The sequence below is a fragment of the Pseudomonas sp. BP8 genome, from assembly GCF_017875955.1.
In the GTDB taxonomy this organism is placed as follows: domain Bacteria; phylum Pseudomonadota; class Gammaproteobacteria; order Pseudomonadales; family Pseudomonadaceae; genus Aquipseudomonas.
Genome location: NZ_JAGINK010000001.1, coordinates 4,251,052 through 4,277,007 on the forward strand (window position 1 = coordinate 4,251,052; position 25,956 = coordinate 4,277,007).

22 protein-coding genes are annotated in these 25,956 nt (G+C 64.0%); 12 read left to right on the forward strand and 10 right to left on the reverse strand.

Annotated elements, in window-relative coordinates; all coding sequences use genetic code 11:
- Nucleotides 1–25: 25 nt before the first annotated feature.
- Nucleotides 26–523 (reverse strand): GNAT family N-acetyltransferase, encoded by a 498-nt coding sequence (locus J3B00_RS18520; protein WP_209869937.1) that lies wholly within the window; start codon nucleotides 521–523, stop codon nucleotides 26–28.
- 113 nt (nucleotides 524–636) lie between these two features.
- Here J3B00_RS18520 and J3B00_RS18525 point away from each other — a divergent pair, with 113 nt between their 5' ends.
- From J3B00_RS18525 to J3B00_RS18555, 7 genes are all read left to right on the forward strand, one after another.
- Nucleotides 637–1,104, forward strand: a complete 468-nt coding sequence (locus J3B00_RS18525) for a hypothetical protein (RefSeq protein WP_209869940.1) — start codon at nucleotides 637–639, stop codon at nucleotides 1,102–1,104.
- Nucleotides 1,105–1,217: 113 nt separating this feature from the next.
- The gene (locus J3B00_RS18530) at nucleotides 1,218–2,813 is read left to right on the forward strand and encodes a sensor domain-containing diguanylate cyclase (protein WP_209869943.1); all 1,596 of its coding nucleotides are present in this window, start codon (nucleotides 1,218–1,220) and stop codon (nucleotides 2,811–2,813) included.
- Nucleotides 2,814–2,878: 65 nt separating this feature from the next.
- Nucleotides 2,879–3,892: a UV DNA damage repair endonuclease UvsE gene (gene uvsE, locus J3B00_RS18535; RefSeq protein WP_209869948.1), complete on the forward strand. Its 1,014-nt coding sequence runs from the start codon at nucleotides 2,879–2,881 to the stop codon at nucleotides 3,890–3,892.
- 887 nt (nucleotides 3,893–4,779) lie between these two features.
- Complete coding sequence (locus J3B00_RS18540) at nucleotides 4,780–5,553, forward strand: ParA family protein (protein ID WP_209869951.1); 774 nt, start codon at nucleotides 4,780–4,782, stop codon at nucleotides 5,551–5,553.
- 81 nt (nucleotides 5,554–5,634) lie between these two features.
- Entirely contained in the window at nucleotides 5,635–6,042 is a 408-nt protein-coding gene (locus J3B00_RS18545) for a DUF2946 domain-containing protein (RefSeq protein WP_209869956.1), read from the forward strand.
- 67 nt (nucleotides 6,043–6,109) lie between these two features.
- Nucleotides 6,110–8,260 carry a TonB-dependent receptor gene (locus J3B00_RS18550; RefSeq protein ID WP_209869959.1) on the forward strand — a complete coding sequence of 717 codons (2,151 nt, stop codon included), beginning with the start codon at nucleotides 6,110–6,112 and terminating at the stop codon, nucleotides 8,258–8,260.
- A 151-nt stretch (nucleotides 8,261–8,411) separates the two neighbouring features.
- A complete protein-coding gene (locus J3B00_RS18555) occupies nucleotides 8,412–9,221 on the forward strand; it encodes a hypothetical protein (protein ID WP_245362585.1) in 810 nt (269 codons plus the stop codon).
- An 18-nt stretch (nucleotides 9,222–9,239) separates the two neighbouring features.
- Here the strand turns inward: J3B00_RS18555 and J3B00_RS18560 are convergent, their stop codons facing one another.
- Genes J3B00_RS18560 through J3B00_RS18575 form a run of 4 tightly spaced genes read right to left on the reverse strand, consistent with a single transcriptional unit; the run spans nucleotide 9,240 to nucleotide 12,085 of the window.
- Nucleotides 9,240–9,977, reverse strand: coding sequence for an amino acid ABC transporter ATP-binding protein (locus tag J3B00_RS18560; protein ID WP_209869962.1), 738 nt, complete (start codon nucleotides 9,975–9,977; stop codon nucleotides 9,240–9,242).
- Nucleotides 9,964–10,614, reverse strand: a complete 651-nt coding sequence (locus J3B00_RS18565) for an amino acid ABC transporter permease (RefSeq protein WP_209874979.1) — start codon at nucleotides 10,612–10,614, stop codon at nucleotides 9,964–9,966. Before J3B00_RS18565 ends, J3B00_RS18560 begins: the two co-directional genes overlap by 14 nt.
- On the reverse strand, nucleotides 10,611–11,276 hold the full coding sequence (locus J3B00_RS18570) for an amino acid ABC transporter permease (protein WP_209869965.1): 666 nt from the start codon (nucleotides 11,274–11,276) through the stop codon (nucleotides 10,611–10,613). Before J3B00_RS18570 ends, J3B00_RS18565 begins: the two co-directional genes overlap by 4 nt.
- Before the next feature lie 23 nt (nucleotides 11,277–11,299).
- On the reverse strand, nucleotides 11,300–12,085 hold the full coding sequence (locus tag J3B00_RS18575; protein WP_209869968.1) for a transporter substrate-binding domain-containing protein: 786 nt from the start codon (nucleotides 12,083–12,085) through the stop codon (nucleotides 11,300–11,302).
- Nucleotides 12,086–12,351: 266 nt separating this feature from the next.
- Between J3B00_RS18575 and J3B00_RS18580 the strand changes: the two genes are divergently transcribed.
- Nucleotides 12,352–13,044, forward strand: coding sequence for a FadR/GntR family transcriptional regulator (locus J3B00_RS18580; protein WP_209869971.1), 693 nt, complete (start codon nucleotides 12,352–12,354; stop codon nucleotides 13,042–13,044).
- Nucleotides 13,045–13,257: 213 nt separating this feature from the next.
- Entirely contained in the window at nucleotides 13,258–14,583 is a 1,326-nt protein-coding gene (locus J3B00_RS18585; protein ID WP_209869974.1) for an MFS transporter, read from the forward strand.
- 142 nt (nucleotides 14,584–14,725) lie between these two features.
- Here the strand turns inward: J3B00_RS18585 and J3B00_RS18590 are convergent, their stop codons facing one another.
- From J3B00_RS18590 to J3B00_RS18600, 3 genes are read right to left on the reverse strand one after another with little or no spacing between them, the layout of a single operon-like run.
- Complete coding sequence (locus J3B00_RS18590; RefSeq protein ID WP_209869977.1) at nucleotides 14,726–17,860, reverse strand: CusA/CzcA family heavy metal efflux RND transporter; 3,135 nt, start codon at nucleotides 17,858–17,860, stop codon at nucleotides 14,726–14,728.
- A gap of 15 nt (nucleotides 17,861–17,875) precedes the next feature.
- Nucleotides 17,876–19,066 carry an efflux RND transporter periplasmic adaptor subunit gene (locus J3B00_RS18595; RefSeq protein WP_209869980.1) on the reverse strand — a complete coding sequence of 397 codons (1,191 nt, stop codon included), beginning with the start codon at nucleotides 19,064–19,066 and terminating at the stop codon, nucleotides 17,876–17,878.
- 58 nt (nucleotides 19,067–19,124) lie between these two features.
- The gene (locus J3B00_RS18600) at nucleotides 19,125–20,366 is read right to left on the reverse strand and encodes a TolC family protein (protein ID WP_348635963.1); all 1,242 of its coding nucleotides are present in this window, start codon (nucleotides 20,364–20,366) and stop codon (nucleotides 19,125–19,127) included.
- 340 nt (nucleotides 20,367–20,706) lie between these two features.
- Here J3B00_RS18600 and aroQ point away from each other — a divergent pair, with 340 nt between their 5' ends.
- Both aroQ and J3B00_RS18610 read left to right on the forward strand, forming a co-directional pair.
- A complete protein-coding gene (gene aroQ / locus J3B00_RS18605; protein WP_209869983.1) occupies nucleotides 20,707–21,156 on the forward strand; it encodes a type II 3-dehydroquinate dehydratase in 450 nt (149 codons plus the stop codon).
- Nucleotides 21,153–22,001, forward strand: coding sequence for a shikimate dehydrogenase (locus J3B00_RS18610; protein ID WP_209869986.1), 849 nt, complete (start codon nucleotides 21,153–21,155; stop codon nucleotides 21,999–22,001). Before aroQ ends, J3B00_RS18610 begins: the two co-directional genes overlap by 4 nt.
- A gap of 39 nt (nucleotides 22,002–22,040) precedes the next feature.
- Here the strand turns inward: J3B00_RS18610 and pssA are convergent, their stop codons facing one another.
- Nucleotides 22,041–23,354, reverse strand: a complete 1,314-nt coding sequence (gene pssA, locus J3B00_RS18615; RefSeq protein ID WP_209869989.1) for a CDP-diacylglycerol--serine O-phosphatidyltransferase — start codon at nucleotides 23,352–23,354, stop codon at nucleotides 22,041–22,043.
- A 187-nt stretch (nucleotides 23,355–23,541) separates the two neighbouring features.
- On the opposite strand from pssA, the gene J3B00_RS18620 reads away from it, so the two are divergent.
- Nucleotides 23,542–24,519, forward strand: a complete 978-nt coding sequence (locus J3B00_RS18620; protein ID WP_209869992.1) for a GlxA family transcriptional regulator — start codon at nucleotides 23,542–23,544, stop codon at nucleotides 24,517–24,519.
- A gap of 18 nt (nucleotides 24,520–24,537) precedes the next feature.
- On the opposite strand, the gene J3B00_RS18625 is transcribed toward J3B00_RS18620, so the two are convergent.
- Nucleotides 24,538–25,779, reverse strand: coding sequence for an MFS transporter (locus tag J3B00_RS18625; protein ID WP_245362858.1), 1,242 nt, complete (start codon nucleotides 25,777–25,779; stop codon nucleotides 24,538–24,540).
- Between the last annotated feature and the right edge of the window lie 177 nt (nucleotides 25,780–25,956).

Consider the following 25,956-nt stretch of genomic DNA (forward strand, 5'->3'; position numbering starts at 1 on the left):
TGACACCACAAAACCCAAGCCGCGCTCAGCCCAGCGCCAGCTCCATATGCGTCGTCTGCCACACCGGATCATCTTCCACATCCGTGATCTCAAACCCCTGCCGCTGCCAGAACCTGATCGCCCCCGGCAAAAACGGATGGGTGTGCAGGTAAAGACGCTCAACACCCGCCTTCTGCGCCTCGTCGCGCAACGCTGATACCAACGCCGCCGCCAGCCCACAACGCCGATACGCCGGTAGCACGAACAGCCGCACCACTTCCACCACATGGACACCGCGGTAGTCGAGCTGAGCAAAGCGATGGTCATAAGGCACATAACCGATCGCGGCAATCAGCCGACCGTTGTCACGCGCAATCAGAAAACGACCGGCACCTTGCAGGTAGGTTTCATGGAAACAGGCCAGGTCCTTGGGCAAGGGCGCGTCCGCGAGCATCGGGAACAGCTCGCGGCGAGAGGTGTTGACGAACGACACCACTTCGTCGATTGCCTCGGCGGGTACAGCTGTGATGGTCCAGTGGGTCATGGGGCTGACGGCTATGTACGAAACAGAAGCAGCGTTCTACCCCATCGCCCCTCCCGGTGCAAATCACAACCCGGTAGAATTGCCGCACTACTGTGCTCAAGGCCTTCCCGTCGATGATCCGCTTGCCAACATTGTTGCTGCCCCTGCTCCTGCTCGGCGCCCTCGCCGGCTGCGACCAGAAGCCCACCCGCGAACAACAGATCCTCGCCAACCTGCCGTTGCAGGAAGCCTATGAGCACAACATCGGGCGCATGGCAGCGCTGCTGGCGATGAGTCACCCGCAGGTGCCCGAAGACACCATCAAACAGGTACTGCGCAAGCACCTGACCGTCGAGGACCAGCGCAACGACCTGTTCAAGCTCTACAGCGAGAAAAACTTCACCGACGCCGAGTTCGAGACCATCGTGCAAGTTACCCAGGACCCCGCCAAGGCCAAGGCTCTGGGTGACACCGCAGAAGGCCAGCGGCTCAGCGAAAAGCTCACCGCGCTGATGCGCGAAACCGCCCGTGACAAAAACGTCCAGGCGCTTGCCGAGGAGCGCATGCAGCAGGTCGAGGACGAACTCAACGCCCAGCAATGATCGCAGTGTCGCTGTGGGATGATAGCGCCTGCATCAGCTACGCACGGTGCGTAGCTGCAATCGCATACAACGAGTCAGGTTATCCTCCCGGATAACCGCCAGTGAGGTCAGGATTGCCACACGCCAAGAAAGGACTGCACCTGGATCTGCGTACGCTGATCCTCGTGCTCTCGGCATTTACCGCCGTGCTCATGCTGCTCACCAGCTACTTCGCCAGCTACCGGGTACAGCGTCAGTTGCTGATCGACCACTCTCTGGAAGCCAACCGGGTGTATGCCGCCAAGCTGGCGGCAATCACCGAGCTGTTTCTCGGCAACGCCCTGCTGCAATTGGCCTTCAGCGCCGGCGTGCAGAGCAGGCAGATGAACGACACCGCTGCGCTGCTGGCGGAAACCGACCGGGTCTTGGCTCAGAGCATTGCCTTCAACTCAACCTTCGTGGTCGATGCCCAAGGCATCCTGCGCTCGGTTTCCCCAGCCCCCCTGCGTCATCTGCTCGGCAGCCAGGTAAATACCCCAGGCGCACAGGAAGCCCTGCGCGAGCGGCGGGCGCTGGTCTCGACCCCGTTCTTGTCATCGGCCAACAACCTGGTGGTGGCGCTGTCGCAACCGATCTTCGATGCTGACGGCCAGTACCTGGGCTATGTCGGCGGCAGCCTGTACCTGCGCGAGCACAATTTTCTCAACAGCCTGCTCGGCGAACACTACTACAAGGACGGGTCCTACCTGTACGTGGTCGACCGCAATCGACGCCTGCTCTATCACCCGGATACGCAGCGGGTCGGTACCGTGGTCAGCGGCAACAGCCTGATCGATCAGCTGGCCGGCCTGGATGAGGGCACTCGACAGCTGACCAACAGTACCGGGGTGGAAATGCTCGCGGGCTTTGCCACGGTGCCGAGTACCGGTTGGGGGATAGTGGCGCAGCAGCCGTTGGCCCAGACGGTAGCGCCGTTGCGACAACTGACGCTGAACATGATCGCCATTTCCGCGCCGCTGGTACTGCTCGGCTGCCTGCTGCTGTGGGGGATGGCGCTGACCATCGCCCGTCCGCTGTGGCAACTGGCGGCCGGTGCGCGCGCACTCGACCACACCGGCAGTGCAGAACGCCTGCATGCGGTGCGGGCCTGGTATTTCGAGGCAGCCGAGCTCAAGCGTGCCCTGCTGTTCGGCCTCAACCTGCTGCAGGAACGCATCGGCCGGCTCAACCAGGACGCCCAGACCGACCCGCTGACCGGGCTGGGCAACCGGCGCCAACTGTCATTCAGCCTGTCGCTGCTGGAGGCCGAGAGACGCGATTTCTGCGCCATCGTGCTGGATATCGATCATTTCAAACGGATCAATGACACCCACGGCCATGATGTCGGTGACCAGGTGCTGCGCCAGCTTGCCCAGCTGATGCGCCGCTGCTGCCGGGAAGGCGACGTGCTGTGTCGCATGGGCGGCGAGGAATTTGTAATGCTGCTGCCCGGCGCGCCTCTGGATAGCGCCACCGCGGTGGCCCAGCGGTTGCGTTTGTCGGTGCAGGATAATCCTCTGCCACCCGTCGGTGCAGTGACCGTCTCGCTGGGTGTAGCGCGCTGGACGCCGCAGAGCGATGAACAACCGACTCAGACGCTTGGCAAGGCTGATCTGGCGATGTACGCCGCCAAGCGCGCCGGGCGTAATCAGGTTCAGGTCAGCCAGGCGGACGCTACTGCTGAACACTGAAAACCACTGAGCGATCGAGACGCGCTCGCTGTCCAACGATGAGTTCATCTTCGCCGGAGATCACCATGCCCCGCCTGGGCTTTGCCTGTATGTACCGCCACCCGCATCGGAGCCTGTCTATCAAGGCCCTTGAGGCGATCGAGAAGACCTTCAACCCGCGCACCACGACACTGCGCTGGTTGTCTGCGGCCAGTGCCGAAGCGGCCCGGGCCAAGTTGCTCGAATTGGTCGAACACAACCTCGACGCCCAGTTGCGCCTGCTCGCCTACGCCGCCGAACTGCCGCCGACCTTGCGCATGGTGCGCCTGAGCAGTGATTTGCTGCCCCTGTATAGCCACGCGCAAATCGCCCCGTTCTATCGCGACCCTGCGATCCAGGCCCATCTGCAAGTGCGCTTCGCCGCCATTGGCGAATATGCCCGTGGCGCGGACATTCGCCTGTCATTTCACCCAGGCCAGTACTGCGTGCTCGGCTCGGACCGGCCCGAAGTGGTCGAGAACAGCCTGGCGGAGTTCGAGTACCACGCCGACATGATCCGCATGATGGGCTACGGCCAGCGCTTCCAGGACTTCAAGTGCAACGTGCACATCGCCGGGCGCCTGGGTGGCGCAGGGGTCAGAGCGGTATGGCCGCGGTTGTCCGAGGTGGCGCGCAATGTCATCACACTGGAGAACGACGAGAAGACCTACGGTGTGGATGACTGCCTGGCATTGGCCGATCTGGCCCCGGTGGTGCTCGACATTCATCACTGCTGGATCCATGAGAACGACTACATCGCCCAGGATGATCCGCGCCTGGCGAGGATCATTGACAGCTGGCGTGGGGTGCGGCCGGTGATGCACTACTCGCAGCCGCCCGAACGGTTGCAGGCGCTGGGCTTCGCGGCTGAGGCCAAGCTGGAGATTCCGGCGTTGATGGCGCAGGTCAACAAGCGCGACCTGTATCAGCACAGCGAACGGATGTGGAACGACTGGACCAACCGCTATGCGCTGGGCTTCATGGATCGCTTCGACATCATGTTCGAGGCCAAGGACAAGAACCTGGCGACGCTGGAGTTCTATGAGCGGTATGTGGTTTGAGGTTCAGCAATGCAGGGGGCCCGAAACAAGGCCGCGCTCATTGAACTAACGCTAACTCATTGATTTAGCAAACCCCTGTAGGAGCGGGCTCGTCCCGCGAAACCGGCGAAGCCGGTGCCATTTACCACGCTGGCTCGGCTGGCCTCTTCGCGGGACAAGCCCGCTCCTACAGGGTACGCGCCGTATTTACGGACTTTGTTCTCTACGCACTACTCGCAGCCGCCCGAACCGTTCTATGAGCGATATGTGGTTTGAGATTCAGCAATGCAGGGGGCGCGAACCAAGGCCGCGCTCATTGAACTAACGCTAACTCATTGATTTAGCAAACACCTGTAGGAGCGGGCTTGTCCCGCGAAACCGGCGAAGCCGGTGCCATTCACCACGCTGGCTTGGCTGGCCTCTTCGCGGGACAAGCCCGCTCCTACAGGGTACGCGCCGTATTTACGGACTTTGTTCTCTACGCACTACTCGCAGCCGCCCGAACCGTTCTATGAGCGATATGTGGTTTGAGATTCAGCAATGCAGGGGGCGCGAAACAAGGCCGCGCTCATTGAACTAACGCTAACTCATTGATTTAGCAAACCCCTGTAGGAGCGGGCTTGTCCCGCGAAACCGGCGAAGCCGGTGCCATTCACCACGCTGGCTCGGCTGGCCTCTTCGCGGGACAAGCCCGCTCCTACAGGGTACGCGCCGTATAGGGCTGGGCGATCTCCCACGGGATCTGTGCTGGCCTTTGAAACAGCACAGTCCATATGCCCTGATAAACATCAGGGTGGTTTGTAACAAGCCTTGTCTTAATACTGTCATGTTTCCTTCATAGGATTGTCCCTGCACTGCCATTTTCATCGAGCGCCCTGCACGGGCCCACTTCAGGGATGAACCGCACCATGCGTCGTGTCGTATTCAATCAGAAAGGTGGCGTCGGCAAGTCAAGCATCGCCTGTAACCTGGCCGCCGCCAGCGCAGCCGAAGGCTACCGAACGCTACTGGTCGACCTCGACCCGCAAGCCAACGCCACCTATTACCTCACTGGCCTGGCCAACGACGACATTCCCCCCGGTATCGCCGACTTCTTCCGCCAGACCCTGTCCGCCACACCAGAAGGACGCAAGAACCGGGTGGCGATCACCGAGACGCGCTACCAGAACCTGCACCTGATCACTGCCAGCCCTGACCTGGCCGACCTGCAGACCAAGCTGGAAAGCAAGTTCAAGATCAACAAGCTGCGCAAACTGCTGGTGGCGCTGGGCGAAGACTACGAGCGGATCTATATCGACACGCCGCCCGCCTTGAACTTCTACACCTTCAGCGCCTTGCTCGCAGCCGAGCGCCTGTTGATCCCGTTCGACTGCGACAGCTTCTCGCGCCAGGCACTGCTCAGCGTCATGGCCGAAGTCGAGGAACTGCGCCACGATCACAACGCGGCGCTGCAGGTCGAAGGCATCGTGGTCAATCAGTTTGCCGGGCGCACGGCGCTGCACCGGACTCTGGTCGATCAGTTGCGCGCAGAAGGGCTGCCGGTACTGCCGGTGTACCTGAGCACCTCGATCAAGATGCGCGAGTCGCATCAGGTTTCAGTGCCGTTGGTGCACCTGGCGCCAGGGCACAAATTGTCCCGCGAGTTCGTCGATCTGCTCGACGTACTGGAGCGGGCGGCCTGACCCGCACAGCCCCGCCCTGCGACAATCGACCACACCCTTTGCCGCGCCCGCAGAATCCATCCCAATGGTAGATTCTGCGCCATGAAAACCACCCGCCAGACGCGCTCGCTGACTGCCTGGACGCTCTATGCCAGTGTCCTCTTCAGCCTATTGGTCTGCGGTCTGCACCATGGCCAGATGAGCGGCCTGCGCCTGGCCGGGCTGGATGCGGGTTTCTGCTCGATCAGCAGCGAGCATGGCCCCGCGATCGACCTCGAGGGGGCCGGTGGCGACCAGCACATGGTGCAGCTCGACTGCCCGGTGTGCTCCTCGTTTGCCCTGGCGCTGGCAATGACCAGCGCAGGCTGGTCGTTCAACCGTCTGCAAGGCAATGCGCCCTCGCCCATCGTCGTACGCAGTTGGGCGCAACCGCCGCCGCGCTATGTGCGCCCCGCCCTCAACCCTCGCGCCTCCCCCGTCACGCTCCCCACAGCAGCCTCCTTCGTCTGACCCGTCCGGGCACGCTTGCCCGTGCGTGCGTGGTCAGCCATGACCTTTGCGTGGAAGTGACAACAAAATGATTCGCAACAGCTCCCTGGTGCTTCTGGCAAGCACCTGCACCTTTGCCTGGGCGGATGTCGCGCCGGTAGAACTCAGCGCCACCGCCATCGATGCAGAACGCGCCATGCCCACGGGCGTGCAACTGGATGAGCCGATCAGCACAGGCTCGAAACTCGGTCTGACCGCGCGCCAGACCCCGGCCTCGGTGAGCATCGCCGACCGCCGTGTCATCGAACAACGCGGCGCCAAGGACACTCAGGACGTGATCAACGCCATGACCGGCGTGAACGCTTCGGCCAACCCCGGCTACGGCGGCTTCGTCGCCTACCGCGGCTTTACCCAGAACCAGATCACCCAGCTCTACAACGGCATCAACCTGGGCTACAGCAGCGCCACCCGGCCGGTGGAGGCCTGGACCATCGACCGCGTCGAACTGCTCGGCGGGCCGTCTTCGTTTCTACATGGCGCAGGCGCCGTGGGCGGTTCGATCAACTACATCAGCAAGCTGGCCAGTCGCGATCAACAACTGCTCGATGGGCGCCTGCGCTATGGCAGTTTCGATGACTCGGAAGTGGCCTTCGGCATCAACCAGGCACTGGCCAGCAACCCCGCCGATGCGCGCCACTTCGTGCGCCTGGATTTCAGCCGTGGCCACAGCAATGGCTATATCGACCGCAATCAGCGTGACACCAGCAGCCTGGCCTTGTCGCTGCTCAGCGACCTCAGCGACAACCTCACCCATACCCTCGCCGTGGAGTACCAGGAAGACAAGGAAGTCAGCCCCTACTGGGGCGCGCCGATCCTGCCGGGGCGCAGCACCATGAAGATCGACAACAGCCGCCGTTTCGAAAACTACAACGTTGCCGATGGCCGCTATGAGCAGCGCGTGCGCTGGCTGCGCTCGATTCTCGATTATCAGATCAACGACAGTACCCGCGTGCAGAACACCCTCTATCACTACGACGCCCAACGCGACTACCGCAACGTCGAACGCTACAGCTACAACAGCGCTGGTAATGTCCTGCGGGCCGGCCCGTACCTGCAACGCCACGAGCAGAACATCCTGGGCGATCGCATCGAGCTGCGCCATGACAACAGCCTGTTCGGCCTGGCCAGCCAATGGGCGCTCGGCCTGGATTACTCGCGCATGCGCCAGGACCTGTACCCGACCTCCGGCAGCTGGAGCGACGTGGTCGACCCGGAGCATTTCAACCCGGGCAGTTTTGACGACATTCCCGGGGTGAACGCGGGCCTGACCAAGCAGCGTCATCACCAGGTGACCAATCGCGCCGTGTTTGCCGAAAACCGCCTGCAGCTGACCGATCGCCTGGCCTTGCTCAGCGGACTGCGCTACGACTACCTGGACATGCAGGTCGACAACTACGGCGCCGTGTCGCCCACCAGCCCGGCCTATTTCGAGCGGCGCTGGGAGCCGCTCAGCGGCCGTATCGGCCTGACCTACGAACTGACGCCCAGTGCCAGCCTGTACCTGCAATACAGCACCGCTGCCGACCTCCCGGCCGGCTCGTTGGCGGCAGCCACTTACTCCAACGTCGGCCTGTTCGATTTGTCCAAGGGTGAACAATGGGAAGTCGGCAGCAAATTCGACTTTCTCGACGGACGCGGTGCGGCGACCGTGGCGCTGTATCAGATCGTGCGCAAGGACTTTGCCGTGCGCGACGCCAACGATCCCAACCTGACGGTACAGGCAGGCCAGCAGACGTCGCGCGGGGTCGAAGTGTCGGGGCGTTTGCAGGTCACCTCCAAGCTGTTGGCCGAGGCCAACTACGCCTATGTCGATGCGCAGTACGATGCCTTCAACGAGGCGGTCAACGGCGTGTCGGTATCGCGCAAGGGCAACGCTCCGGTCAACGTGCCGGCCAACGTCGCCAATATGTGGCTGACCTACAGCTTTACCTCGGCCTGGGCGGTGGGAGTGGATGGGCGCTATGTCGGCTCGGTGTACGCCGACAACGCCAATTCCCTGAAAGCACCGGCGTATACCTTGTTTGGCGCCTTCGCCCGCTACCGGCTGGACGCGCACACGGCGGTAACTGCGCGGGTGCGCAACCTGACCGACGAGGTGTATGCCAAGCAGGCGTATGGCATGCAGTACTACATGGGTGCACCGCGCACGTTTGAGGTAGCGCTGGATCTGCGCTTCTGAGTGTTAAAATTGGAGCAATGCTGGGGGTGCGCTTCGCCCTTGTGGGAGCGGCCTTGTGTCGCGAAAGGGCTGCAAAGCAGCCCCGGCTTACTCAATCCAGACTAAATCTCAAAGACCTTAAATGGCCTGGCTGTTAACCTGAGGTTGGGACATGAACGTCCCAGCCTGTTCATTCAAGGAAGTCGTCGTGTTGAAAAAACACTCCTTTGCGTTGCTGTCCCTGCTAGCCCTGGCAGGTTGCCAAAGCCCTTCTTCGACCAGCACAGAAACCCCTGAGCCGGTTGATCCGCAGGTCATGCAGCAGTTCATGACCGACATGCAGCAAACCCTGCAATCGAACATCGCCAATGCCGTGCGCGGCACGCTGGTCGGCGCAGTGCAACTGCACATCAGCCTGAACCAAGCTAACGAGCCGGTGGCCTGCGCGGCCAAGGTGCCGGGGCCGAAGCTGGCCAATCTGCTACCCGCCAGCGCTCAACGCTCCGACTTCAAGCGCCTGGCCACGGCGGTCGAGGCGCAGTGCTGGAAAACCATTTACCCAGCCGCACCTGCCGCAGCGCGGGAGAAGGACGGTACCGTGGAAATCGTCGCGCCGCTGATCCTGATGCCTGCGTCCAACCCGCAGCAGTCGGTGAACAGTGCCTGGTCGGTGCGTCAGGAGCAGCGCGAGTTCTTCTGGCAGCAGTTGCTTCGCGAACAGCCAGTAGACAGCATCGGGGTCGCGGTCATCCGCTATCAGGCCGATGCGCTGGGCAAGGTCCAGGGCTGCATGGTCGAGCTGCGCCCTAGCGCAGTGCGGGCCGATGCCTTTCGTATGGACGGCGGCCTGCAGGCGCGCCTGAGCAGCGCGTGCATGGCGTTGAACCTGCAGCGCATGCCCGGGTTTGCCTTGGACCCGCAGGGCAAAATAGAAGGCTTTTCGCTGGTCGAATACGCGCCTTGGAAAGTCGGCCGGCCTTGATCTGGCAAGTGGTGCGTGTCAGGACGCCGCAGCCACTGCTCCAATGAAATTGGCCAGTTCCGCCGTCTGCGGCGCGGCGAATACTTCGCGCGGGTTGCCCATCTCGTGCACCTTGCCTTGATGCATGAACACCAGCTTGTCACCCACTTCGCGGGCGAAGCGCATCTCGTGGGTGACCATGATCAGGGTCATGCCTTCCTTGGCCAGTTGGCGCACCACGCCCAGTACTTCGTTGACCAGCTCGGGATCGAGCGCCGAGGTGATCTCGTCGCACAACAGCACCTTGGGCGACATCGCCAATGCGCGGGCAATCGCCACGCGCTGCTGCTGACCACCGGAGAGGCGGTCAGGGTAGGCATCGAACTTCTCACCCAGGCCAACGCGCTCAAGCATCTGCTCAGCCAAGGCGCGCGCCTCGGCCTTGCTCGTGCTTTTCACCACCTGCGGCGCCAACATGACGTTCTCGCCGACCGTCAGGTGCGGGAACAGGTTGAACTGCTGGAACACCATGCCGACCTTCTGGCGCAAGCTGCGCAAGTCGGCACGCGCGGCGTCGATGTACTCGCCATCGACTTCAATCACCCCATCGCTGATCGACTCCAGCCCATTGAGGGTGCGCAGGAAGGTGCTCTTGCCCGAACCACTGCGGCCAATGATGGCGACCACTTCGCCTTCTTCGATACTCAGGTCGACGCCCTTGAGCACATGGTTGTCGCCGTAATACTTGTGCAACGCGGACACTCTAAGCAGGGGCATGCAGCCTCCTTTCCAGGTAACGGGCGCTCAGCGAGAGCGGATAGCAGAGGATGAAGTAACCGACAGCCACCAGGCCGTAGGTCAGGAAGGGTTCGAAGGTGGCGTTGGCGAGCATGCCGCCGGTCTTGGTCAGTTCGGTAAAGCCGATGATCGAGGTGACTGCGGTGCCCTTGACCACCTGCACCGAAAAGCCCACCGTCGGCGCAATGGCAATGCGCATGGCCTGCGGCAGGATCACGTGGCGCAACTGCTCCAGGCGAGTCATCGCCAAACTGCCGGAGGCTTCCCATTGCCCGTCAGGGATCGACTCGACACAACCGCGCCAGATCTCGGCGAGAAATGCACTGGTGAACAGCGTCAGGGCAATCGCCGCCGCCATCCAGGCCGAGACGTCGATGCCGAACAGGGCGATGCCGAAAAACACCATGAACAACTGCATCAGCAGTGGCGTGCCCTGAAAAAGCTCGATGTAGCCGCGGGCCAGTCCCCGCAGGTAGCGGTTTTCGCCAATGCGCGCGATCAATAGCAGCAAACCGGCGATGCCCCCGCAGACAAACGCCACCAGCGACAGCAGCAAGGTCCATTGCAGCCCGATCAGCAGGTTGCGCACGATATCCCACAAGGTGAAGTCCATCAGCGTCGCCCCATCAGAAAGCGCTGGCCGAGCCAGATCAGCAACTGGCGCACGGCAATTGCCATGAGCAGGTACAAGGCAGTGGTCAGCAGGTAAGTCTCGAAGGCGCGAAAGTTGCGCGACTGGATGAAGTTGGCGGCAAACGACAGCTCTTCGGTGGCAATCTGCGAACATACCGCCGAGCCGAGCATGACGATCACGATCTGGCTGGTCAGCGCTGGCCAGACCTTGGCCAACGCCGGTTGCAGCACCACATGGCGGAACGCTTCGAGGCGCGTCATGGCCAACGCTGCGGCGGCTTCCAGCTGGCCCTTGGGGATCGCCATGATGCCGGCGCGGATGATTTCGGTTGAGTAGGCGCCGAGGTTGATCACCATGGCCAGCACGGCTGCCTGCCACTCGCTGAGGCGCACACCCAGCGCCGGCAGGCCGAAGAAGATGAAGAACAACTGGACAATGAACGGCGTGTTGCGGATCAGCTCCACGTACACGCCGAACAGTGCATCGAACGGCCGCAGCCGCCAGGCACGTACCACCGCGCCGAGCACGCCGATGGCCAGCCCGAGCACAGTGCCGACCACGGTCAGTTGCAAGGTGAACAGTGCGCCTTTGAGCAACAGGTCAGCGTGCGCCAGGACCGGGGCGAATTCAAATTGATAGGCCATTGATCAGCGACTCCAGAGGCCGGTCAAAGGTCAGCCGGGAGTGGCTGCTTGAGCCATTTCTCGGCATTGCGGTTGAGGCTGCCATCAGCCTTGGCGGCATCCAGGGTGGCGTTGACCTTGTCGAGCAGCGCCTGCTCCTGCTTGGCCAGGCCAACGTAGACCGGCGAATCCTTGAGCTTGACCTTCATCACCGGCACCTTGGCCGGGTTCTTTTCGGCAATTGCCGACATCACCACGCTGCCGCTGGCGATCAGCTCGACCTGGCCGGCGAGGTAGGCGGCGATGGTCGAGTTGTTGTCTTCAAAGCGCTTGATGGTCGCGCCCTTGGGGGCCACGGCCGAGAGTTCCATGTCTTCGATCGAGCCACGGGTGACGCTGATGGTCTTGCCGGCGATGGCTTCGATGCTGTCGACCTGCGCCTCGGCGGGGCCGAACACGGCCAGGTAGAACGGGGCATACGGCCGCGAGAAGTCGATTACCGCGGCGCGCTCGGGGTTCTTGCCCAGGCTGGAGATCACCAGGTCGACCTTGCCGGTGGTGAGAAACGGAATGCGGTTGGTGCTGTTGACCGGGGTCAGGGCCAGCTTGACGCCAAGCTTGTCGGCCAGCAGCTGCGCGGTGTCGATATCCAGACCACGGGGCTTGAGGTCGGGGCCGACTGAACCGAACGGCGGGAAGTCTTGCGGCACGGCCACTTTCAGCACGCCACGGGCGGTGATGTCGGCGAGGGCGTCCGCGTGAACCTGAGGCAGCGCCAGGGTCGTGCCGCAGAACAGGGTGGCCAGGAACAGGGAGCGGAACATAGTCATGCACAAGCCTCGTGGGGGTGTGGAGAGATCAGTGCGAATGGCCAGTGCACGGGCCATGCCAGAGTGGCTGAAACGCACCTGCAGGCCCTCTGCGGCAAGGTCTTACTGGTCTGAACAGTTGCCCCCGGCAGGGCTCGGCCCGGGCCGGCAGCGCCCCGCATTCGTGCATCTGCTGGTGCGTCTGCGCCAGCGCGGGGCAAGGCTTGCCAGCTCGGCTGATAGCCCGTAAAAGGGTCGACTATCGCCCTCTGACCGGTCTGAACTGCATGCTCGACACCCTGCCCCGCGCCGTCCCGGAAATCGCCCTGCAGGCGATCCGCAAACTGATCGAGAACGGCGGCTACCTGCCCGGTGATGCGCTGCCCTCGCAGCGCGACCTGGCCGACCAGCTTGGCGTCAGTCGGGCTTCCCTGCGCGAGGCGTTGTCATCGTTGAGTGCGCTGGGACTGGTCAGTGTGCAACCGGGCAAGGGCGTGTTTGTCCAGGCGCCGCAGGCGCAGGCCGCGGTAGGCTTCAGTTGGCCGTATGCCGAACAGGTGTCCGCGGCGGACACCTTTCAGTTGCGTTACGCCCTGGAGGGTTTTGCGGCCGGGCAGGCGGCGCTGAACCTCACCGCCGATGATCTGGATCGGCTTGCAGCGAACGTCGATGCCATGCGCCAGGAGTTGCGTGTCGGTAATTTCGAGGCGGCGGCGCGGCTCGATTTCGCCTTTCACCAGGCCTTGCTGCAAGCCGGTGGCAACCGGGCGATGCTGCATGTGATCACGGCCAGCCAGGACATCTTTCTCGAGAGCCAGAAGCTGCCGTTCATTCGCCCGGAGCGGGCGATGGAAACGTGGCAGGAGCACACCCGGATCCTGCGGGCTTTGACCCGCCGCTCGCAGTTGGGGGCGCAGCGGGCGATGCAGGAGCATATACGCAATGCCGCGTCGCGTACGGGGGTGGTGTTTTCCGTTTGAAAGGGTATTGCCTGAACCGGCCTCTTTCACAAAGCCTGTAGGAGCGGGCTTGCCCCGCGAAGAGGCCACGATGGTTGAAACAGATATCCCAATGTCGCCCACGAAGATGCGCGCCGTATCACCTGTCGGTCTACTGGAAACCATAACAACGATGACGCGGCCCGACCGCGGCACTTCCAACCAGACTGCCAATGGAAAACGGAGCGTCTGCGCATGTCCACACCCCATGAGGTATCCCCCGCTACACTGCGCCGGGTAATCGCCGCCTCGGCCATCGGCAACTTCGTCGAATGGTTCGACTTCGCCGTCTACGGTTTCCTGGCCACGCTGATCGCCAGCCAGTTCTTCGCCAGCTCCGACCCCAGCGCCGGTCTGCTGAAGACCTTTGCCGTGTTCGCCGTGGCCTTCGCCCTGCGCCCGCTGGGTGGGATTGTCTTCGGCGCGCTGGGTGACCGGCTCGGGCGCAAGCGCATCCTGTCGATGACCATCCTGCTGATGGCGGGCTCCACCACCCTGATCGGGCTGTTGCCAACCTATGCCAGCATTGGCCTGGCGGCGCCGATCCTGCTGACCCTGGCGCGCTGCCTGCAAGGCTTCTCCGCCGGCGGTGAGTACGCCGGTGCCTGCGCTTACCTGATGGAGCACGCGCCCAGCGACAAACGTGCGTTCTATGGCAGTTTCGTGCCGGTGTCGACCTTCTCCGCATTCGCCTGTGCAGCGGTGATCGCCTACGGCCTGGAAGCCAGCCTGAGCGCGGAAGCAATGAACAGTTGGGGCTGGCGGGTGCCGTTCCTGATCGCCGCGCCACTGGGCCTGGTCGGCTTGTACCTGCGCTGGCGCATGGAAGAAACCCCGGCGTTCCGCGCCGCCTTGGCCGAGGGCAAGGAGCACGTTCACTCGCCGCTCAAGGCGACGCTGCGCAACCATGGCCGGGCGATCCGCAACCTGGGCGCGTTCATCTCGCTCACGGCGTTGTCGTTCTATATGTTCACCACGTATTTCGCCACCTACCTGCAGTTGGTCGGCAACCTGACCCGCGCCCAGTCGCTGCTGGTAACCACCGTGGCGTTGCTGTTTGCCGCGGCTGGATGCCCGCTGGCCGGGGCCTTGTCCGACCGGATCGGGCGCCGCAGGACCATCGGCTTTACCTGCCTGTGGGTGATGCTGGCGGTGTTCCCGGCGTACTGGCTGGCCAGCTCCGGGTCGATGTCGGGGGCGTTGCTGGGGGTGATTTTGCTCGCGGTTGGGGCGTTGTCCAGCGGGGTCGTGACGGCAGCATTGCTGTCGGAGAGTTTCCCTACCCGAACCCGTTACACCGCTTCGGCGATTACCTACAACGTGGCCTACACGTTGTTCGGCGGTACCGCGCCGTTGGTCGCGACCTGGCTGATCGGGCAGACCGGCAGCAGCCTGGCCCCGGCGTTCTACCTGGTGGTGATTGCCTTGGTGGCGTTGATCGGTGGGTTGGCGTTGCCGGAGACGTCGCGGATTTCGCTGCATGACGAGGTGCCGCAAGGGCAAGCTGGCGCGGTGGTCTAGTTGCACGCTTGAGGAAATTGAGGCTTGCGTTGCAGTGCCGGCCTCTTCGCGGGACAAGCCCGCTCCTACAGGGTTCTGCTAAATCTATGAGATAGCGTTAGTTCTGTAGGAGCGGCGATCCGACTCGCAGCAGGCCCGGGGTTTATGCCTCGCGCCGATGTGCCCACTGATACAGCGCTGGCAATACCAGCAAAGTGAGCACCGTCGATGACAGAATCCCGCCGATCACCACCGTCGCCAGCGGCCGCTGTACCTCGGCCCCGGTGCCCGTGGCCAGCGCCATTGGAATAAAGCCCAAGGACGCCACCAACGCTGTCATCAGTACCGGTCGCAGGCGCGTCAGGGCGCCCTCTTCGATCGCTGACTGCAATGGTCGCCCCTGCTCACGCAAGGTGCGGATAAAGGCAATCATCACCAAACCATTGAGCACCGCCACCCCGGACAGGGCGATAAAACCGACCCCGGCGGAAATCGACAGCGGGATATCCCGCAGCCACAGCGCCAGCACCCCTCCGGTCAGGGCAAACGGAATCCCGGTGAACACCAGCAAGCCGTCCTTGAGGTTGTTGAACATCATCAGCAACAGCGCCATGACCAGCAACAGTGCAACCGGCACCACGATCTGCAACCGCTGCGCCGCCGACTGCAGTTGCTCGAACTGCCCGCCCCAGCGGGTCCAGTAGCCCGGCGGGATCTGCACCTGGTCGATCAGGGTTTGTTGGGCCTGCTCGACGAACGAGCCCAGGTCACGCCCGCGCACGTTGGCGCTGACCACTACCACGCGCTTGCCGTCCTCGCGGCTGACCTGGTTCGGCCCCAGCTGCACGTTCAGGCTCGCCACCTGTGCCAGCGGAATGAAACCGATCTGCGCCGCGCTGGCAGAGGCACTTGCCGGCACCGGAATCAGCAGGCTGTGCAACCCTTCAAGATCCGTGCGCACCGCTTCGGGCAAACGTACCACCATGTCGAAGCGGCGGTCGCCTTCGTACAGGGTGCCGGCCGTGCGCCCGCCCACGGCAACAGCGATGGCGTCCTGTACATCGCCGACGTTCAGGCCATAACGGGCCGCCTTGTCACGGTCGATCTCAATCGTCAGCACCGGCAGGCCGCTGGTCTGCTCGGTTTTTACCTCGGATGCGCCTGGCACCTGCTGCAGGGTGGCGGCGATCTGCGCGGCGGTGCGGTTGAGCGTGTCCATGTCATCACCGAAGACTTTCACGGCAACATCGCTGCGCACCCCAGAGATCAGCTCGTTGAAGCGCAACTGAATCGGCTGCGACATCTCATAGTTGCTCCCCGGCACCCCGGCGGCGGCACGCTGCACTTCGCCAATCAGGGTTTCGCGCGGCTTGCCTGGGTCAGCCCATTGCTCGCGAGGCTTGAGCATGACGTAGGCATCGGAGATGTTCGGCGGCATCGGGTCGGAGGCGATTTCAGCGGTGCCGGTACGGGCGAACACCCGCTCGACCTCGGGCACCTGGGCAATGATCGCCTGCTCAAGGCGCTGCTGCATCTGCACCGACTCGCTCAGGCTGGTGCCGGGCACGCGCAACGCTTGCAGGGCGAAATCACCTTCACTGAGGCTGGGGATGAACTCACTGCCCATACGGCTGGCCATCAGCCCCGACAGCAGCACCAGGCTAGCGGCGCCGGCAAAGGCCAGGTTGCGCTTGCCCAGCACCCAGCCGAGCACCGGCGCATAGCGCTGGCGGGCAGTGCGCATCAGCAGGCCCTCTTCTTCCTTGACCTTGCCGGTGACGAACAAGGCCAGCGCTGCCGGGACGAAGGTGACCGAGAGGATCATCGCACCGAGCAGTGCCAGCACGACAGTGAAGGCCATCGGGTGGAACATCTTGCCCTCGACCCCGGTCAGGGCAAAGATCGGCAGGTACACCACCATGATGATCAACTGACCGTAGATCAGCGGCCGGCGCGCCTCGCGAGCGGCAGCGAATACCTCATGGAAGCGTTCGCTGCGGCTGAGCATGCGACCATGGCGCTGCTGGGCGTGGGCCAGGCGGCGGATGGCGTTCTCGACGATCACCACTGCGCCATCGACGATGATGCCGAAGTCCAGGGCGCCGAGGCTCATCAGGTTGGCGCTGACCTTGTTGCTGAACATGCCAGTGAAGGTGAACAACATCGACAGCGGAATGACCATGGCCGTGATCAGCGCCGCACGAATATTGCCAAGGAACAGGAACAGCACGGCAATCACCAGAATCGCCCCTTCGACAAGGTTCTTCTTGACCGTGGCGATGGCTTTTTCGACCAGGTTGGTGCGGTCGTAGACCGTCACCGCATGCACGCCCTTGGGCAGGCTGCGGTTGATTTCGACCAGCTTGGCGGCGACGGCCTGAGAGACCGTCCGGCTGTTCTCGCCGATCAGCATGAACACCGTGCCGAGCACCACTTCACGGCCGTTTTCGGTGGCGGCGCCTGAGCGCAGCTCCTGACCCAGGCCGACTTCTGCGACATGGCTGATGCGGATCGGCGCGCCCTCGGCACTGGCGATCACCACATTGGCGATGTCATTGATCGAGGCTACCTGGCCCGGCGCGCGGATCAGCAACTGCTCGCCGTTGCGCTCGATGTAGCCCGCGCCGACGTTGGCGTTGTTGCGCTCGAGGGCGCCGACCAGGTCATTGAGGGTCAGCTTGTAGGCGGCCAGGCGCTTGAGATCCGGTGCGATCAAGTACTGCTTGGCATGGCCGCCGATGCTGTTGACCTCGGCCACGCCCGGCACATTGCGCAACTGCGGCTTGATGATCCAGTCCTGGATCACCCGCAGGTCGGTGGGCGTATACGGCGTGCCGTCGTCCTTGAGCGCGCCCTGCTCGGCCTCGACCGTCCACAGGAAGATCTCGCCCAGGCCGGTGGAAATCGGCCCCATGGCCGCGTCGATGCCCTCGGGCAACTGGCTGCGGGCAACCTGCAGGCGCTCGTTGACCAGTTGCCGGGCGAAGAACAGGTCGGTGCCATCGGCAAAGATCACCGTCACCTGCGACAAGCCCGAACGCGACAGCGAGCGGGTCTGCTTGAGGCCAGGCAGGCCGGCCATGGCCGTCTCGATGGCGAAGGTGACCCGCTGCTCGGTTTCCAACGGTGAATACCCGGGCGCCGCGGTGTTGATCTGCACCTGGACGTTGGTAATGTCAGGCACGGCGTCGATCGGTAGCTGCTGGTAGCTGTGAACCCCGACGGCAGCCATCAGCAGCACCGCGAGCATCACCACCAGGCGTTGCTCGATGGCAAATTGAATGATGCGTTCAAACATGCAGGCGTCCCCTGATCAGTGGCTGTGCTCGGCAGAACCCTTGCCGAGCTCGGACTTGAGGACGAAGCTGCCCACGGCGGCCACTTGGCTGCCGGCGCTCAGGCCGTCGGTAATTTCCACCTGGCCGGCGTCGCGGCGGCCGGTCTTGACCGGATGAACCTGAAAGCCCTGCTCGGTGCGGGCGAACACCACGGTCTGCTCTTCCCAGGTCTGCAGGGCGGTGTCTGGCACCACCACGGCAGCGTCGAAGCGTTCGACACTCACCGCCACATTGACAAACAACCCCGGCCGCCAGGCGCCGTTGGGATTGGCCAGGGTGACGCGGACGGTCGCTGCGCGGTTCTGCTCGCCGAGCAGACTGCCGACGTAGTTGACCTCGCCCTCGACCTGCGCGCCGAGGTCTGGCGCAGTCACGGTAACCTTGCGCCCTTGGGTGACCTTGGCCAGGTCGCGCGGTGCCACGGCGAAAGTCGCCCAGACCCGGCTAAGGTCGGACAAAGTAAAGGCGTTGCTGCTCTCATCGACGACTTCGCCCAGGCTCAGGTGCTTCTCCACCACCACGGCATCGAAGGGCGCGCGCAGTTCGTAGCGATTACCGCTGCCCGCCGGGGCAACGGCGGCGACTTTCTGCCGAGCATTGTTCAAGGCGATCTCGGCCTCTTGCAGGGCCTGGCGCGCTTGCAGGTAGTCTTGCTCGGCGCTGATCCGCTCTTGCCATAGCTGCTGCTCGCGCTTGAAGGTCAGCCTGGCCAGTTCGAGGCGGCGCTCGGCGGCCTGTTGCTCACTGCGAAGTTCGGAGATCTGCTGGCTGGCGATCACCGCCAGGACCTGCCCGCGCTTGACCGCCTGGCCCAGATTGGCGTGGACCGACTCGACCACGCCAGGCACCCGCGGCACCACATGGGCAGTGCGGTCCTCGTCGAAGCGCACTTCGCCGGGAAAGCTGATCGATGTGCCGAGTGCGCGCGGGCCGGCATCGGCCAGCTGAATGCCGGCGGCGGTGATCTGCGCGCCCGACAGGTGCAGTTGGCCTTCCTCCTCGTGCTCGTCGGCTTGTTCGCCGTGAGCGTGATTTTCTTCGCCGTGGTCATCGTGTTCGGCATGGCCGGAAGCGGCGCTGCTCAAGTTGCCGGTCCAGGCCAGGCCACCGACGCCCAGTACCACGACGGTGGCGAGCACAATTGCGATCTTGCGTGAGTTGTTCATTGGTACTCCCAGGAAATCATTGCAACGCTTCAGGCGGCCACCAGGCGGCCCCAGCACTTCACGGCTGCGGCTGCAGCAGCTCGCCATAAATCCGCTCGACCTGCGCCCGCGCGTCGGTTGCCGATGCCAATGCCTCGAGGTACAAACCCCGCGCATCAATCAGGGTGCGCTGGGCATCGAGCACGTCGAGAAAGGCGAACTTGCCCATCTCAAAACCGCGCGTCGCGGTATCAACCGCCTGCTGGGCCGAAGGCAGGATCGCTTGGTCATACGCCTCGACCTCCTGCATGGCCGTGGCCCACTGGCTGAGGGCACTGCGGGTGTCACTGCGCAGGCGCAGCTCGACGCCGTTGCGCAGGTCACGGGCCTGATCGGCACGGCGGGCAGCGGCCATCACGTTGCCTTGGTTGCGGTCGAACAACGGCAGTGGCATCGATAGCCCGACCACGTTGACTCGCTCGCGGTCCTCGCGGCTGTACTGGCTACCGACGCTGACGGTGAGGTTGGGGATGCGTTGGGCCTGCTCCGAGCCGAGCGAGGCCTCGCTACGGCTGATCTGCGCCTGCGCCAGGCGCCAGTCCGCGGTCTGTTCAAGCTTGCCAAGAAGAGCTTCGGCCTGTGGCGCCGGGCCCGGCGAGAGGCTCGCGGCATCGAGCCGGTCGAACCCGGCGTGTGCACTGCCGGTCAAGCGGGCCAGGGCCTGGTTGGCTACCAGCCGGGCGGACACGGCGCGCCGAACCTGCGCCTGGGCCTGCGCCAGCTGAACGCGGGCACGGGTGGCTTCGACAGGCGAGGACTGGCCCGCCTTGACCCGCCCGTCGACTACCCGCAGGCCGCGTTCGGTGAGGGTCTGCGATTGCTCCGCCAATGCCTGCGCGGTCTGTGCCCGCAGGGCGGCGTGGTAGGCCTGGACGACGTCCGCGCGCAGTTCATTGCGCTGGCGCTCCAGCGCCAGCTGGGCCAGGTTTTGCCCGGCGCCGGCCACCGCAATCCGCGCGCCACGCTTGCCACCCAGTTCCAGCGCCTGGCTCAGGGTAACGGTGGTGGTGCTGGTGGACCGGCGGGTGTCTTCGACTTCCCAGGACAGCTCCGGGTTGGGAATCAGCCCAGCCTGGCGCCGCTCACCCTCGGCAATGCCGATCTCGCGGCCGACCGCCGCAAGTTCGGGGCTTTGCGCGAAAGCGGCGTCGAGCGCCTGCGCCAGGCTCAGGCTCTGCGCTTGCAGGCCGGGTGCGGCGAGTACGCTCAGCAATAGACAGAGCACGGCGCTCTTGCGGGGGATGGCACGATGGCACGGCACGTTACAGGTCCTCGTCGGCGGGCGTTGGCGAGGGACTCTAGAAAGGCGTTGGTATCGGGGGGGTGGCGGTGGGATTACATTTTTGTAATGTGGGTTTTGCAGGGGCTGGTCTGGCCTCTTCGCGGGGCAAGCCCGCTCCTACAGGATTTGCGGCCGTGCCCGCTACCTGGACAGCCCCGAATCCTGTAGGAGCGGGCTTGCCCCGCGAAGAGGCCAGACCAGCCACCACGCGACGTTCGATAATCGCCCCGTTTTAGCCAGGAAAATCTCTAGGCAATTGACGAATTAACCGGATGGTACAAAGATCGGCGTATTCAACAACAACAAAGCGACCTTTGCCATGACGCCCCGAATTCTCGTGCTCAACGGCCCTAATCTGAACATGCTCGGCACCCGCGAACCTGAACAATACGGCCGTGAAACCCTCGCCGATGTTGCCAACGGCTGCGCTGAAACCGCCCGAGACCTGGGCCTGGAACTCGAATTCCGCCAGACCAACCACGAAGGCGAGCTGATCGACTGGATTCACGCTGCGCGCGGCCGCTGCGCCGGCATCCTCATCAACCCCGGCGCTTGGACCCACACCTCGGTGGCCATCCGCGACGCACTGGTGGCGTGCGAACTGCCCGTGATCGAAGTGCACTTGTCCAACGTTCACAAACGTGAACCGTTCCGTCATATCTCGTTCGTCTCGTCGATCGCCGTTGGTGTGATCTGCGGCCTGGGCAGCCACGGCTACCGCTTGGCATTGGCCCACTTCGGACAACTGCTCAAGGAGCAGGCGGCATGAGCCAGCACAGTATTCTCGCGGGCCTGATCGGCCGCGGCATCCAGGCCTCGCGCACCCCGGCCATGCACGAACGCGAAGGCGATGCGCAGTCGCTGCGCTATCTCTACCGGCTGATCGACGCCGATCAGTTGGGCCTGGACGACAGCGCCCTGCCCGGCCTGCTCGACGCCGCCCAGCGCACCGGTTTCACCGGCCTGAACATCACCTATCCGTTCAAGCAGTCGATCCTGCCCCTGCTCGATGAACTGTCCGATGAGGCCCGTGGCATTGGCGCGGTAAACACTGTGGTGCTCAAGGACGGCAAGCGGGTTGGTCACAATACTGATTGCCTGGGCTTTGCCGAAGGTTTCCGCCGCGGGCTAGGCGATGTCGCCCGCCGTCAGGTGGTGCAGATGGGTGCAGGCGGTGCCGGTGCCGCAGTGGCGCATGCCCTGCTTGGTGAAGGCGTCGAGCGGCTGGTGTTGTTCGAAGTCGATGCCGTGCGCGGACAAGCCCTGGTCGACAACCTCAACGCGCATTTCGGCACTGTACGCGCCGTGCTGGGCAGCGATCTGGCCAGTGCCTTGGCCGAGGCCGATGGCCTGGTCAACACCACGCCGGTGGGCATGGCCAAACTGCCCGGTACGCCGTTGCCGGTGGAGCTCCTGCATGCCCGCCTGTGGGTCGCAGAGATCATCTACTTCCCGCTCGAGACCGCCTTGTTGCGCCATGCCCGGGCGCTGGGCTGCCGCACGCTGGATGGCGGTAACATGGCGGTGTTCCAGGCGGTCAAGGCGTTTGAACTGTTCAGTGGCCAACCGGCGGATGCCGAGCGGATGCAGGCGCATTTCGCCAGCTTTGCCTGAGCACCATGGCTGAGCTCAATCAGGCCAGCCCGGTGCGGGTCATAGCACCCGCTTGATCAGAGGTTCGAGGCGGCTGTAGCGCAGGCGCTTGAGGAACTTGCGCACCTGCTGCGGATGGTCGCCCGCCTCGCCCAGTTCCGCGGCTGAACGCAGCACCGGCGCATGGCGCCGAATACCCTGCAGTTCGGTCTCGCGCGGCTGCAGCCATTGCCCGTGCGGGTCATCGATCAACAGGCCATTCTCAAGGTCAAGGTTGAACCCGCGCGGGTTGAGGTTGTTGCCGGTGAGCAGGCTGTAGCGCTGGTCGATCCACAGCCCTTTGGCGTGGAACGTGTGCCCCGGATCGTTCCAGATCCGCAGCACCAGCTGGCCGCTGTCGATCGCCGCCTGACGGCGACGGACGAACGCCCGCAGGTTGTCTTCGTACAGGTAAGGCAGCACGGCGCTGGCGCTGAACGGCTGACCCGGCTCGACGTAGAAGTCGTTGGCAGTGCGGTGGCCGACGATGAACTCGACACCCACGCCACGCGCCAATGCCCGATCGATCTCGCCCATCACCACCCGTGGCGGGTTGAAGTATGGGGTACTGATGACAATCTGCGTCCGCGCTGCTGCCAGCAGTGAACAGACCGCGCGATTGAGCGGGTTGCCACGGCCGATGCCCAACAGCGGAATAACCCGCAAGCCTTCGCTGGCGGGGCTGTCTGGCAGCGGGTAGGTCATCCGCCGCAGGCGGGTGCGCAGACGCCGGATATCACTGCGCAGGCTGCGTGTGGTGGGTGGCGCAGGCAGGTCCAGACGCGGCGTGGCAGTGCTGGCCAGCACGTCGCGGACCAGTTCGACCATGGCGTCGGCCAGTGCCGGGCAGTCAAACAGGTGGTAGCGGTCGAGCCGATAGCGGTCGAAACGGTGCAGATAAACGTTGTTCAAGCTGGCACCGGTGTAGATCACGCAGTCATCGATGACGCTGCCCTTCAGGTGCAGCACGCCGAACAGCTCGCGGGTCTGGACCGGTACGCCATGGATCACCACGTCGAGTCCGTGGAGCTCACGCTGCGCCTGGTACCAGGCAGCATTGCCCGGCTGCCGACCAGCACCGAGCAGACCGCGGCGTGCGCGGAACCAGTCGACGACGATGACGATGTGCAGTGACGGCCGCGCCGCCTTGGCCCGGTACAGCGCGTCCAGCACTTCCTGCCCTGCTTCGTCCTCCTGCAAGTAAAGGGCGACGATGACGATGCGCCGGGTCGCCGTGGCGATGCGCTCGAGCAGGCAGGTGCGGTACGCGGCGGCATCGGGAAGCACCTCGATGGCATGCGGCGCGAGGGCAAAGCCCTTATGGGGGACTGCCATGGATGTGCGAATCAAACGGTTCACCTCCTGTTTCGTGTGTTTGCCGGCATGCACCCTGCGTTCCGGGCGGTGCACGCAGGGTGTAGTATCAGGCTCGGCCACGACCCATCATAACAAGAACAGCAGCAGGCTCGACGTTCTCACTGCCCCTGATGAACCCAGCTCAGCGTGCCCAGGAAGATCGCACATGGTCCAGACCTCCGCTCAACCGCCCAGGACATTCGGCTTCCTGGTGATGCCCAACTTCACCACCATCGGCCTCGCCTCGGCGGTGGAAACCCTGCGCATGGCCAACCTGGCCGCCTGCCGCACCCTCTACCGCAGCGTGCTGATCGCCGTCAGCAGCGAGCCGGTGACCGCCAGCAACGGCATGCGCATCCTGCCTGACCACAGCATCGCCGACGCGCCGGCGCTCGATGCGCTGTTCGTGGTCGGCGCCAACCCGATCGTCAGCGACCGCAGCAGCCGCACCCTGATCGACTGGTTGCGCCAACTCGCCCGGCACCAGGTGGCGCTGGGCGGTATCTGCACCGGCAGCCACCTGCTGGCCCGGGCCGACCTGCTCAAGGGTTACCGCTGCACGATTCACTGGGAAGACATCGAGGCGCTGAAGGCGCGTTTCCCCGGCATCGTCATTTCCAACCAGCTGTTCGAACTGGACCGCGATCGCTACACCTGCTCCGGCGGCGTGGCGGCCATGGACATGATGCTGCAACTGGTGGCGCGTCAGCCCGATGGCGCCGAGATCGCCGCAAAGGCGGCTGAACTGCTGCTGTGCGACCGCGTGCGCGGCGAGCGCGAACGCCAGCGGGTGCCGCTGCGCACCCGGCTCGGCAGCGGTCAGCCGAAGCTCAGCCAGGTGGTGGCGATCATGGAGGCGAATCTGGAGGAACCATTGGGTCTGGAGGAGCTGGCTGCATTCAACGAAGTGACCGTGCGCCAGCTCGAGCGGCTGTTCCACAAGTACCTGGGGCGCACGCCCAGCCAGTATTACCTGGAGCTGCGCCTGTCACGGGCGCGCGAGCTGTTGTTGCGCAGTGACGCGCAGGTCAGGGAGATCGCCCTGGCCTGCGGCTTCACCTCGCCGGCGCATTTTTCCAAGAGCTACAGCCGCTTCTTTGGCCTCTCGCCGCTGGGCGAGCGCCGGCAGGCGTCCTTGCACTGAGCCACACCCCTCAAACGGCTAATCGCGCAGTGGCCGATGCGCTGTCTCGCGGCATGCCAGCATCGCCACCAGGGCCACCACAGCCGCCGCCAGGAGGTAACCCGCCGGCGCCAGCTTGCTGCCGGTGACCTGGATCAGCCAGGTGGCGATGAACGGCGCGGTGCCGCCAAACAGCGCATTGGCGATGTTGAAGCTCAAGGCAAAACCGCTGAAGCGCACCCGGGTCGGAAAGATCTCCGCCAGCAGGCAGGGCAAGGTGCCGTCGTTCATTGCCAGCATCGCCCCGAACAGGATCTGGATGGCCAGGATCACCAGCAGCGGCTGCTGGTCAAGCAGGCTGAACAGCGGCACGGTCAGCCCCAGGAACAGCAGTGAGGCGATGATCAGCATGGCCTTGCGACCAAAGTGGTCGGACAGCCGCCCCATCAGGAAGATCAGCCCGATGTAGGTGGCCAGCGACACGGTCGAGGCAATGAACGAGTCACGCTCGCTCATGCCCATTTCAGTCGACAGGTAGGTCGGCATGTAGCTGAGCAGCAGGTAGAACGCCACGGCGTTCAGGCAGGTCACGCCGATGCCGATCAACAGGCTGCGCCGGTGCGAGGTGAGCAGCTCGCGAATCGGTGCCGGGATGGCGCCGCCCTTGTGTTCCAGACGCTGCTCCATTTCGAGGAACTTGGGCGTGTCCTGCAGGCTCATGCGGATATAGCGCCCGACCAGGCCGAACGGCGCCGCCAGCAGGAACGGCAAGCGCCAGCCCCAGTCATGAAGCTGCTGGCTGCTGAGCAGCTCATGCAAGGTGGCGACGAACGCCGCGCCAAACAGCAGCCCCGCGGCGGTGCTGGCCGGCACGATACTGGTGTACAGCCCGCGCCGCCCGGCGGGCGCGTATTCGGCCAGAAACGCCGCGGCGCCGGCGTACTCGCCCGACGCCGAGAAGCCCTGCACCAGGCGGATCAGCAGCAACAGCGCCGGGGCCCACAGGCCGATCTGCGCATGCCCCGGGAGGATGCCGATGCAGAACGTCGACACCGACATGATCAGGATCGACCACGACAGCGCATTGCGCCGGCCATGACGGTCGCCGAAATGTCCCCAGACCACCCCACCCAGCGGGCGGACGATGAACGACAGGGCAAACACGGCGAACGTCGCCAACAGGCCGGTGGTCTTGTCGGCGTCGGGAAAGAAGGTCGCGGCGATGATGGTCGCCAGGTAGCCATAGGCGGCGTAGTCGAACCACTCGACGAAGTTGCCCATGAAGCTCGCCCTGGCGGCCTTGCGCAGGGCTTGGCGTTCGCTGTGGGCGCCGCTGAGGTCGGGGGTGGGTTGGGAAAGATTGAGCGGCACTGCGGAATCTGCAGCGTGGGACATGACGGGTACCCTCTGTTCTTGTAATTGATGGCAGGGTTGAACGGTCATTCGGGGGCGATCTTG

What these genes read in the sequence shown, in the direction of transcription:
- J3B00_RS18520 (WP_209869937.1), bottom strand. Translation starts at nt 523, where the DNA reads ATGACCCACTGGACCATCACAGCTGTACCCGCCGAGGCAATCGACGAA.
- J3B00_RS18525 (WP_209869940.1), top strand. Translation starts at nt 637, where the DNA reads ATGATCCGCTTGCCAACATTGTTGCTGCCCCTGCTCCTGCTCGGCGCC.
- uvsE (WP_209869948.1), top strand. Translation starts at nt 2,879, where the DNA reads ATGCCCCGCCTGGGCTTTGCCTGTATGTACCGCCACCCGCATCGGAGC.
- J3B00_RS18540 (WP_209869951.1), top strand. Translation starts at nt 4,780, where the DNA reads ATGCGTCGTGTCGTATTCAATCAGAAAGGTGGCGTCGGCAAGTCAAGC.
- J3B00_RS18545 (WP_209869956.1), top strand. Translation starts at nt 5,635, where the DNA reads ATGAAAACCACCCGCCAGACGCGCTCGCTGACTGCCTGGACGCTCTAT.
- J3B00_RS18550 (WP_209869959.1), top strand. Translation starts at nt 6,110, where the DNA reads ATGATTCGCAACAGCTCCCTGGTGCTTCTGGCAAGCACCTGCACCTTT.
- J3B00_RS18555 (WP_245362585.1), top strand. Translation starts at nt 8,412, where the DNA reads ATGAACGTCCCAGCCTGTTCATTCAAGGAAGTCGTCGTGTTGAAAAAA.
- J3B00_RS18560 (WP_209869962.1), bottom strand. Translation starts at nt 9,977, where the DNA reads ATGCCCCTGCTTAGAGTGTCCGCGTTGCACAAGTATTACGGCGACAAC.
- J3B00_RS18570 (WP_209869965.1), bottom strand. Translation starts at nt 11,276, where the DNA reads ATGGCCTATCAATTTGAATTCGCCCCGGTCCTGGCGCACGCTGACCTG.
- J3B00_RS18575 (WP_209869968.1), bottom strand. Translation starts at nt 12,085, where the DNA reads ATGACTATGTTCCGCTCCCTGTTCCTGGCCACCCTGTTCTGCGGCACG.
- J3B00_RS18580 (WP_209869971.1), top strand. Translation starts at nt 12,352, where the DNA reads ATGCTCGACACCCTGCCCCGCGCCGTCCCGGAAATCGCCCTGCAGGCG.
- J3B00_RS18585 (WP_209869974.1), top strand. Translation starts at nt 13,258, where the DNA reads ATGTCCACACCCCATGAGGTATCCCCCGCTACACTGCGCCGGGTAATC.
- J3B00_RS18590 (WP_209869977.1), bottom strand. Translation starts at nt 17,860, where the DNA reads ATGTTTGAACGCATCATTCAATTTGCCATCGAGCAACGCCTGGTGGTG.
- J3B00_RS18595 (WP_209869980.1), bottom strand. Translation starts at nt 19,066, where the DNA reads ATGAACAACTCACGCAAGATCGCAATTGTGCTCGCCACCGTCGTGGTA.
- aroQ (WP_209869983.1), top strand. Translation starts at nt 20,707, where the DNA reads ATGACGCCCCGAATTCTCGTGCTCAACGGCCCTAATCTGAACATGCTC.
- J3B00_RS18610 (WP_209869986.1), top strand. Translation starts at nt 21,153, where the DNA reads ATGAGCCAGCACAGTATTCTCGCGGGCCTGATCGGCCGCGGCATCCAG.
- pssA (WP_209869989.1), bottom strand. Translation starts at nt 23,354, where the DNA reads ATGGCAGTCCCCCATAAGGGCTTTGCCCTCGCGCCGCATGCCATCGAG.
- J3B00_RS18620 (WP_209869992.1), top strand. Translation starts at nt 23,542, where the DNA reads ATGGTCCAGACCTCCGCTCAACCGCCCAGGACATTCGGCTTCCTGGTG.
- J3B00_RS18625 (WP_245362858.1), bottom strand. Translation starts at nt 25,779, where the DNA reads ATGGGCAACTTCGTCGAGTGGTTCGACTACGCCGCCTATGGCTACCTG.